Genomic DNA, 8,605 nt, shown 5'->3' with positions numbered 1-8,605 from the left:
GGTCGTTGGGCAGCCCAGGATTGGAGAGTGCTGTTCCTTCAGCCCGGTTGCGCCGCCGCCTACCGTGCTTGACCAGGCCGTTGCGGTCGAGGACGGCATGCACGGTTGAGATCGCCGGCGTGTGAACATCCGGATACAGCCGCGCCAGCCGCTCCCTGATCTTCGGTGCGCCCCAGTTGGGCTTGTCCTGCTTGGTCCGCACAATCAGCTTCTCGATTTGGAAAGGAAGCTGATTGGCGTGCCGGTAAGGCCGTCGCGATCGATCTGTCAGTCCTTCCAGACCGCTGTCGTTATAGCGGCTGATGATCTTGTGACCGGTCTTGCGGGAGATGCCGAATTCGCGGCACAGCGCCGCTATCTTCTCGCCATCCAGAACCCGCGCAACGAATTTGAGACGTTCGTCCATGCGGTTGCACTCCTGCCAAGGCACCTTCGCTCTCCTCGCAAAGGCCAAAAGTGTAACCCATGTCTCCGGTATGAACTGTCACCCCTCTCTCGGGAAGGACACCAGCAATGATGAAGTCTTTTGCCGCGGTGTCAGCCGCGAACGGAGGCCGCGTAGCAACTCAGAATACTCGACATAGAAGAAAGGCGACCAATGGGCCGCCTTCCAAACGCTCGCTCTGCCGTTTCTTACTGCGCGGGTTGTGCCGGCGCCAGGAACTCGGCGCAATAGGACGGGCCGTTCACGCCCGGGATGTCGCCGACGACGCGGATGCTGCGGATCGTGTAGTCGGAGCTGGTGACGATTTCCGCCTGGCAGCGCAGGTATTGCGTGCGGGCAGCCGCGATCTGCTTGCCGCGCTTGCCATCCGCGCCTTCTGCGTATTTCGCCGGGGTGCGAACCGTCTTGTAGCCGCCCTTCCAGGTGTAGGTGACGCTGGAGCCGTTCTCGACATCGTTGATCGGCGGGCCGAATGCGGCAAAGAACTTGCCGGCCGACTGGCCAACCCAGCGACTGGAGATCGGATCTGCGGAGGTCGGAATCGTCGTGCAGCCGGCAAGCGCAATGGCAAGCCCAGCCGCGGCAAAGGTGCGGAGTTTCATTCTATCGTCCTTGAAAAGTTGTCGCGCATTCGACAGCGGGAATCGCTGGTCTGCAGCGGTTTCCGCTTGTCCCGCCGAGGGCTTTAACGCGGAACCCGGCAAAAGAAAATCGGCCCGCCTTGGCAATCGCAAAATTTGCCGCAAGTGTGTCATTTTGCTCCACTTAGTGCTCTCAGGAGGTGCGCCGGCCCTGTCGGCAAAAAATGCGCCGGCTTTTGAATTTTGGTGCTTGCGCAACGAGATGGGCCGGTCTATAGAGGCGCCGCTGGTCACGGAGTGTAGCGCAGTCTGGTAGCGCACCACGTTCGGGACGTGGGGGTCGAGTGTTCGAATCACTCCACTCCGACCAGCCGAAACCCCTGCTCTGCAGGGGTTTTTCATTTGTGCCAATGGACGCACAAAAACCTCACCGACAGATTCAGCAATTGATTGGAATTCCAATCCGTCGGAAAGCCGTCGGCGGCTACAAATTCTCGACTGTGGTTCGCTTAAGCCGACGGCGAAGACAAACGCGCCGCCGCCGCGGACTCGCGGAAAGAGCAACTCGAAATGCCGTCATCTCTGTTGGCTGGACAGGTGGGAGGTTGGGCGGCGATTTGGGGACGAGTGATAATTGAAACGCTGATGCCGAAGCTCCGTTGTACGAGCTGTGGAAATGTGGGGTGCATCTCCAGTGGATCTTGGCTCTTTACTTCGTGTCCATCCGAATTACCCGTCCGGAAGCCGTAACTGTGCATTCTAGAGTGTAATGTCGGGTGGCGATCGTCAGAAGCCAGGTGGGACCGGTCCGCTCGGCTGCCTTGACGACGTTCGTTCCCCCTCGAGGGCTCTGATATCGATCGGCCCGTCGGCTGCACGCGCGCAAAGCGCGAGCCGGAACGTTGCTCAAGTCCGGCGATCCGGCGGAAGCTTCGCCGCATGCAGACGGCTTCAATTGATCGATACGCGAGTAGCGGCCAAACGACACGCGTACATCGACACACGTGCCCGTCTTGTCGTTCCACCAAGTGCTGCTCCTGACGTGTCGGTAGCCACGGGCTTGCATCTTGGACGCAGCGTCCGTCGCGCGAGTACCGACGAGATCGGCGATATCACTGGGCGCGGCGGCGAAAGCAAAAATAGAAAACGAGCAAAAGATGGCCGCAAGGCCGACTATCCTCTTCACGAAATCCTCCTTGAAACGAGCCTCTGAAGACCATCGCTTTGCCATCCGCGGTCAAGCGGGTGCCTGGAACAGTAGCCGCAATAGTCGGTAGAGAACATGTCTTCTCGGTGGAGCGGACCACAAACGAGACCAACGGTTAAGTACGCAACAGTAAATTTACGGCTCGTGAAGATCCACGATATCTCGGGATTTCTCGGGACGAGCCTGGGAGTCCTAGAGCGGTCTACGGCAAACACCGGATCCGCCATCAAAAGGAATTGACTTGGCTGTCACTAAGGGCCGGGTCGGGCGGGAGGTTTTCGATGTCCAGCCGAAAAGCCGCGGAGGCGGGCTTTTTTCTTACGCCGCCATTTAGCTTCCTTGCTGTGAACAACACAACTACAGCCTCTGGAACATTCAGCCGAAAGGTCGCATCGGCGTCGCTGTCGCAAACGGAGGCTTAGATGTCGTATTTCGGTATCCATAAAAATAAGCGAGAACTAAAGTACGCAGCTTCACATAAAGATATATCAGACAAGCGCGCTTCGGCGGGCGGGGAACAGTGCATGAAGACCTCAGAATACAAAGCTGCGGTTGCCGTCACGGGACTGAGCGCCGCTGGTGTCCAAAAGCTCTTTGGTGTCGATCAGACGACGACACGTCGCTGGGCGTCGGGTGAAACCGAAGTACCGCGCGCGGTCGGCCTGTGCCTGCTGTTGATGGCGTCGGCAAACGTGTCCGTCGCGCAGGCTGAGATCTTGGCCGATGACACCGATGTCAGGCTTGCCAGGATCGCGTAAGTCGGCTTGCCCAATCATTTCAGCAATCGGATGCAGCACCCGTAGTGGCCAGGGTCCCCGACCCTCGGGCCCGGCTACGGACGCACAGCCCCCTTTGCTTCGATCCGGCACCGCTGGTGCAGCGGCTGTTCCGGCTTCGAGCGCGCTAAGCTCCGAGAATGGCATCGATTTCGGCAATCAGGGTCGCATAGGTCTCGATATGCCGATAATACTCGTTGCGGATCTGCTCGGTGATATCGGAGAGCGGCCCGCCATCCTCCGCGCGGAAGTGTTTGACGTCGTTCTCGGACATGGATTTGAGATTGTCCTCGTATTCCTTGACCCTCTGAACATAGTCTTCCCGAAGTTTTTCCAGACTCATCGATCCCTCCTGAGCTAGCGAGGCACCGCGGACAGTCTGCCGCGGCGACGGCAATCTAAAGGTTGCCTAGAAGAGATGCGGCGCTTAAACCAGATTGACAATCCCGGCCCGTGAAAAGTGAACCAATGAGCAGCTCGAACTTCTACTCCAGCATGGGCGGCCTGCCGCCGCAGACCGAACTCCTCTCCAGCAAGGCGGTGTTCACGACGGCCTATGCCGTCATCCCCCGCAGCGTCATGACTGACATCGTCACCAGCTACTTCCCGCACTGGGAAGGGACACGTGCCTGGGTGATCTCCCGCCCGCTGACCGGTTTTTCCGAGACGTTCTCGCAGTACATCATGGAAGTGCAGCCGGGTGGCGGCAGCGACCGGCCGGAACCGGAGAAGCGCGCCGAAGGCGTGCTCTTCGTCGTCGACGGTGAGATGACCGTCGAGTTCGACGGAAAGGCACACCAAATGCGCCCCGGCTCCTTCGCTTTCCTGCCCGCCGGCTCCCGTTGGGCGCTGTGGAACAAGAGTGCTGCACCCGTAAAGTTTCACTGGATCCGCAAGGCGTTCCAAGAGGTCGAGGGGCAGGAGCCGCCGCCGGCGATCTTCACGCATGAGGAAAATCACCCGCCGCAGCCGATGCCGGATACGGACGGCGCCTGGGCCACGACGCGCTTCATCGCCCCGGCCGATCTTCGCTACGACATGCACGTCACCATCGTCACCTTCGAGCCCGGCGGCGTGATCCCGTTCATGGAAACGCACGTGATGGAGCACGGCCTCTACGTGCTCGAGGGCAGGGCCGTCTATCGTCTCAACAAGGATTGGGTCGAAGTCGAAGCCGGTGACTTCATGTGGCTGCGCGCCTTCTGCCCGCAGGCCTGCTATGCCGGCGGTCCCGGACGCTTCCGCTACCTGCTCTACAAGGACGTCAATCGCCACATGCCACTGTGGTAGGGGTCACGCGGCGAGTTTAGAATGAGAAACGGGGCCGATGTGGCCCCGTTTTCGTTTGCCTAGATGTCGCTTGCCGCGTTCGACCAGAGGTCGGCCGCCTCAGCGGCGGTCATGCGCCGCACCTCCGCCTCATGGCGGCGGTTGGCGAAGAGTTCGCTCGCCATGATCTGGTCGGCGAGGTCGGCCGGCAGCGACAGGATCACGCGGGCATCGCCGCCGTGGATGCCGCCGAGCTCGCTCCGCTTTCCGCTGACCATGCCGCCGGCCACTGTGTTGTTGGTGTCGGGGTCGATCAGGATGAAGGAGCCGGTCGCCCGGTTCTGCTCGTAGGGGTCGAAGATCGCCTGTTCGTCGAAGGCGAGGCGCACCTTGCCGATCGCATTCATGTAGAGCGTATCGACCGGGGCCCAGGCGCCGGTCTTCAGCTCGAGCTGCGCCACCGGCTGCACCTGTACGCGCTGGCGACGGCTGCCGCTCTTCAGCCAATAGCGCTTGCCGGCTTCGATACCCTCCGGCTGCAGCGCGACGATCTGCGCGTCGAAGGAGATGCCCACCTGCGGCTGGCTGTCGATCGAGACGATCATGTCGCCGCGTGCAACGTCGACCTGCCGGTCGAGAACCAGCGTGATCGCATCACCGGCAACGGCGGCGTTGCGCACGAGATCGAAGGTGACGATCTTGGAAACGTTGGCGATCATACCCGAGGGCAGGATCATGACGCTATCACCCGGCTTGACGGAACCGCCGGCAACGGTGCCCTGGTAGCCGCGGAAGCTTTCCCCCGGACGCGAGACGCGCTGCACCGAGAAGCGGAAGCCTGTCGCCTGCGAGGAGCGGACGGTCGCAAGCTCGAGCGTCTCGACCAGCGTCGGGCCGGCGTACCACGGCATCGATGCCTCGCCGGAATAAACGACGTTCTCGCCCTTCAGGGCCGACATCGGGATCGCGGTGATCTGCTTGACGCCGAGCGACAGCGCGAATTCGCGGAACTCGTGCGTAATCTTCTCGAAGCCGGCGCGATCGTAGTTCGTCAGGTCGATCTTGTTGATGGCAAGCACGAACTGCTTGATGCCGAGCAGCGAGGCGATCGTTGCGTGGCGACGCGTCTGCTCCAGAATGCCGGCGCGCGCGTCGACCAGGAGCACGGCGAGATCGGCGGTGGAGGCGCCGGTTGCCATGTTGCGGGTGTACTGCTCGTGGCCGGGCGTGTCGGCAACGATGAAGGAGCGCTTGTCGGTCGAGAAGTAGCGATAGGCGACATCGATGGTGATGCCCTGTTCGCGCTCGGCCTGCAGGCCGTCGAGCAGCAGTGCGAAGTCGGGCAGGCCGAGATCGTTCTGCTTGCCGGTGGAATCGCGCTGCAGCGTGGCGGCCTGGTCTTCCTTGACGGCCTTGGTATCCCAGAGCAGGCGGCCGATCAGGGTGGACTTGCCATCATCGACGCTGCCGCAGGTGATGAGGCGCAGCGGTCGCGAGTCGCGCGTTGCCGTCGCAGGATCTGCGGCGGGCACGGCAAGGGCGTGTGCGGCGGTTACGGCTGCGGTCATCTCAGAAATATCCTTCACGCTTCTTCTTTTCCATGGAACCGGACTGGTCGCGGTCGATGGCGCGGCCCTGTCGTTCGGAGACAGTGGCAATTTCGAGTTCGGCAATCACCTCTTCGAGCGTGGTCGCCTTCGATGGGATGGCGCCTGTCAGCGGAAAATCGCCCAGGGTGCGGAAACGGATCATGCCTTCCTGGCGCACTTCGCCGGGCAACAGTTCCAGCCGCGGATCTTCGGCAAGGATCATCATGCCGTCGCGCTCAACATAGGGGCGCTTCTTGGCGTAGTAGAGCGGCACGAGCGGAATGTCTTCGGCCTGGATGTAGCGCCAGATATCGACTTCGGTCCAGTTTGACAGCGGGAAGACGCGAACGCTTTCGCCCTTGCGGATCTGGCCATTATAGATGTTCCAGAGTTCCGGGCGCTGGTTGCGCGGATCCCAGCGATGGTCTGGTGTGCGGAAGGAATAGATGCGTTCCTTGGCGCGGCTGGCTTCCTCGTCGCGGCGCGCGCCACCGAAGGCGGCATCGAATTGGCCGGCGTCGAGGGCCTGGCGCAGCCCTTCGGTCTTCATGATGTCGGTAAAGGCGGCCGAGCCATGCGTGAACGGCGTGATGTTTTCGGCCGCACCGCGCGGATTGATGTGCTCGATCAGGTCGAGGTCGTATTTCTTCGCGGTTTCATCGCGAAAGGCAATCATCTCGCGGAATTTCCAGCCGGTGTTGACATGCAGCAGCGGGAAGGGGACGCGACCGGGGTAGAAGGCCTTACGGGCCAGATGCAGCAGGACCGACGAATCCTTGCCGATCGAGTAGAGCATGACGGGACGCTCGAATTCGGCGGCGACCTCACGGAAAATGTGGATCGCTTCGTTTTCGAGAGCCTTCAAATGCGGGTCGAGCGGCGGCTTCGCGCTCCGGGGATTGTTGAGTTCCGTATCCGGACGGCTATCGGGCATTTCTGACTCCAGGCTTCAATCATTCTCGGAAGGGAGGCATCCGGAATGGGTGCATTTCAGACTTCGAGGAGCGCAGGCGACGGGCCGCGCTCCGATCCCGAAGTCGACGGGTTACTGTTGTGCGGCAATCGCCGAGGCCTCTTCAGCCACGTGCAGGCCGCATTCGCGCTTTTCGTCCTGTTCCCACCACCAGCGGCCGGCGCGTTCCGGCTCGCCCGGCTTGATCGCCCGGGTGCAGGGTTCGCAGCCGATCGAGGGATAGCCGCGGGCGTGCAGCGGATTGATCGGCACGCCGTTGTCGGCGACATAGGCCTTGATAACGTCGAGGTCCCAGTCGGCGAGCGGGTTCACCTTCAGGAGATGACGCTCCGCGTCATATTCCGCAAACGGCGTCTCAGCGCGGTTGGCCGATTGGCCACGGCGCAGGCCGGTGATCCAGATCGTCGCCCCTGCCAGGGCTCGCGCAAGCGGCTTCAACTTGCGCACGCCACAACAGGCATGCCTGGCTTCGACGCTCTCATAGAAGCCGTTGAGGCCGTACTTGGCGGCATAGGCATCGATATCTGCCTGTTCGGGCTCGTAACGGCTGATGTGAAGATCGTATTGCTTCTCGGTCTCGTCGATCAGCGCCAGCGTTTCCGGAAACAACCGTCCGGTCTGCAGCGTCACGACGTCGATCGGAAGGCGGTGGTTGCCGATTTCGGCGGTGATGACTTGGTCCTCGATGCCGAGGGAGGTGGTGAAGACGACGCGGCCGCCAAGGCCGGCGACGAGCGACAGACGCTCCGCAAGGTCAAGGCTCGCGAGGTTCGCGTTCAGCGTTTCCGCTTCAGCGTTCGGATTGGCAGCAACAGTCATGGGGATCCTGTCCTTGATGTTGGCCGGAGTATCGCAGGTCGGGCTTGGATCGGACAGAAAAACGGATTTCGAAAGCAGGCGCGATAGGAGCAAATATCTCTCCCCGGCCGCTGCAATGCGGAAAAGCAGCCGCACCGCGATGGTTTGTCGACGGTCAGCCCAATTGTCTATTGATTTAGTAGAGTAACACGTTGCCTGTCAATCGGAAATGTGAATTGATGACATCGCAAGTGCATTTTGACGTAGATTTGCAGTATTGGCCGAGGGTGAAAAAACAAGGCCAAAAACCTTGTCTCTCAAGGGTTTCGCCGGCTTGTTCAAATTCCGTTCATGCTGCGCATGCCATAGAGACAGGATCCTGCTTGCGGCGGGTCTGTGATTCCGCCCGCCATGTGTGTGTCGACGGTCAAAAATGATTACGCAAAAGGCAAAATATGCGCTGAGGGCGCTGACGGTATTGGCGGCAGCCGATGACGGCGAGCCGGTGATGATCTCAGACATTGCGGCGCAGCAGAAGATCCCAAAGAAGTTCCTTGAACAGATCCTTCTCGACCTGAAGCACCAGGGCATCGTCGTCAGTCGCCGCGGCAAGACGGGCGGGTATCTGCTGCTGAAGCCGGCCGACATGATCACCTTCGGCGAGGTGCTGCGCATCATCGACGGGCCGATCGCACCGCTTCCCTGCCTCTCGATCACCGCTTATCGCAAATGCGATGATTGCGATGGAGAGCAGAACTGCGAGATCCGCCATGTTTTCGCCAAGGTGGCGGATGCGACCCGCAAGGTGCTGTTCTCCACGACGATCGCAGATGCTGTCGCGCCGGCAAAGGTCGCGGAAGTCACCCGTTTACTCGCCTAGGCCTAATCATCGTCCATGCTGCTGCATGTTGCTTGAGACCATCAGGCGGATAAAGGTCGCTTCAAGATTCGGTGAGATAGCTTTCCA

Annotated in this window: 9 protein-coding genes and 1 tRNA gene; 4 read left to right on the top strand and 6 right to left on the bottom strand. The window is 60.8% G+C overall.

The annotated features are described in order from the left end of the window. Together AF71_RS27635 and AF71_RS27630 are read right to left on the bottom strand one after the other, a co-directional pair. Nucleotides 1-406: helix-turn-helix domain-containing protein (locus AF71_RS27635; protein ID WP_169683907.1), on the bottom strand; the 406-nt coding region annotated here is incomplete at its 3' end. 227 nt (nucleotides 407-633) lie between these two features. After that, a complete protein-coding gene (locus AF71_RS27630) occupies nucleotides 634-1,047 on the bottom strand; it encodes a hypothetical protein (protein WP_169683906.1) in 414 nt (137 codons plus the stop codon). A 272-nt stretch (nucleotides 1,048-1,319) separates the two neighbouring features. Here AF71_RS27630 and AF71_RS27625 point away from each other — a divergent pair. Continuing rightward, nucleotides 1,320-1,396 (top strand) — tRNA-Pro (locus AF71_RS27625). Between the two features lie 1,361 nt (nucleotides 1,397-2,757). Continuing rightward, on the top strand, nucleotides 2,758-2,991 hold the full coding sequence (locus AF71_RS27620; protein ID WP_018858477.1) for a hypothetical protein: 234 nt from the start codon (nucleotides 2,758-2,760) through the stop codon (nucleotides 2,989-2,991). Between the two features lie 145 nt (nucleotides 2,992-3,136). Here the strand turns inward: AF71_RS27620 and AF71_RS27615 are convergent, their stop codons facing one another. Further along, nucleotides 3,137-3,352 (bottom strand): hypothetical protein, encoded by a 216-nt coding sequence (locus AF71_RS27615; protein ID WP_169683905.1) that lies wholly within the window; start codon nucleotides 3,350-3,352, stop codon nucleotides 3,137-3,139. 125 nt (nucleotides 3,353-3,477) lie between these two features. On the opposite strand from AF71_RS27615, the gene AF71_RS27610 reads away from it, so the two are divergent. Then, on the top strand, nucleotides 3,478-4,299 hold the full coding sequence (locus tag AF71_RS27610) for a bifunctional allantoicase/(S)-ureidoglycine aminohydrolase (protein WP_018858476.1): 822 nt from the start codon (nucleotides 3,478-3,480) through the stop codon (nucleotides 4,297-4,299). 59 nt (nucleotides 4,300-4,358) lie between these two features. On the opposite strand, the gene cysN is transcribed toward AF71_RS27610, so the two are convergent. From cysN to AF71_RS27595, 3 genes are all read right to left on the bottom strand, one after another. After that, on the bottom strand, nucleotides 4,359-5,846 hold the full coding sequence (gene cysN / locus AF71_RS27605; RefSeq protein WP_169683904.1) for a sulfate adenylyltransferase subunit CysN: 1,488 nt from the start codon (nucleotides 5,844-5,846) through the stop codon (nucleotides 4,359-4,361). A gap of 1 nt (nucleotide 5,847) precedes the next feature. Further along, entirely contained in the window at nucleotides 5,848-6,801 is a 954-nt protein-coding gene (gene cysD / locus AF71_RS27600; RefSeq protein WP_018116469.1) for a sulfate adenylyltransferase subunit CysD, read from the bottom strand. Nucleotides 6,802-6,912: 111 nt separating this feature from the next. Further along, nucleotides 6,913-7,659, bottom strand: a complete 747-nt coding sequence (locus tag AF71_RS27595; protein ID WP_018116470.1) for a phosphoadenylyl-sulfate reductase — start codon at nucleotides 7,657-7,659, stop codon at nucleotides 6,913-6,915. 412 nt (nucleotides 7,660-8,071) lie between these two features. Between AF71_RS27595 and AF71_RS27590 the strand changes: the two genes are divergently transcribed. After that, nucleotides 8,072-8,518: an Rrf2 family transcriptional regulator gene (locus AF71_RS27590; RefSeq protein ID WP_018858473.1), complete on the top strand. Its 447-nt coding sequence runs from the start codon at nucleotides 8,072-8,074 to the stop codon at nucleotides 8,516-8,518. The last annotated feature ends 87 nt before the right edge of the window (nucleotides 8,519-8,605 follow it).

The sequence above is a fragment of the Rhizobium sp. 57MFTsu3.2 genome, from assembly GCF_012932765.1.
Classification (GTDB): Bacteria; Pseudomonadota; Alphaproteobacteria; order Rhizobiales; family Rhizobiaceae; genus Rhizobium; species Rhizobium altiplani.
The sequence above is the reverse complement of the archived record's forward strand: the minus strand, read 5'-3'. Positions and strand labels throughout refer to the sequence as shown.

Coding starts and splice junctions, on each gene's coding strand:
- AF71_RS27615 (WP_169683905.1), bottom strand. CDS start 3,352: ATGAGTCTGGAAAAACTTCGGGAAGACTATGTTCAGAGGGTCAAGGAA.
- AF71_RS27620 (WP_018858477.1), top strand. CDS start 2,758: ATGAAGACCTCAGAATACAAAGCTGCGGTTGCCGTCACGGGACTGAGC.
- AF71_RS27590 (WP_018858473.1), top strand. CDS start 8,072: ATGATTACGCAAAAGGCAAAATATGCGCTGAGGGCGCTGACGGTATTG.
- AF71_RS27610 (WP_018858476.1), top strand. CDS start 3,478: ATGAGCAGCTCGAACTTCTACTCCAGCATGGGCGGCCTGCCGCCGCAG.
- cysD (WP_018116469.1), bottom strand. CDS start 6,801: ATGCCCGATAGCCGTCCGGATACGGAACTCAACAATCCCCGGAGCGCG.
- cysN (WP_169683904.1), bottom strand. CDS start 5,846: ATGACCGCAGCCGTAACCGCCGCACACGCCCTTGCCGTGCCCGCCGCA.
- AF71_RS27630 (WP_169683906.1), bottom strand. CDS start 1,047: ATGAAACTCCGCACCTTTGCCGCGGCTGGGCTTGCCATTGCGCTTGCC.
- AF71_RS27595 (WP_018116470.1), bottom strand. CDS start 7,659: ATGACTGTTGCTGCCAATCCGAACGCTGAAGCGGAAACGCTGAACGCG.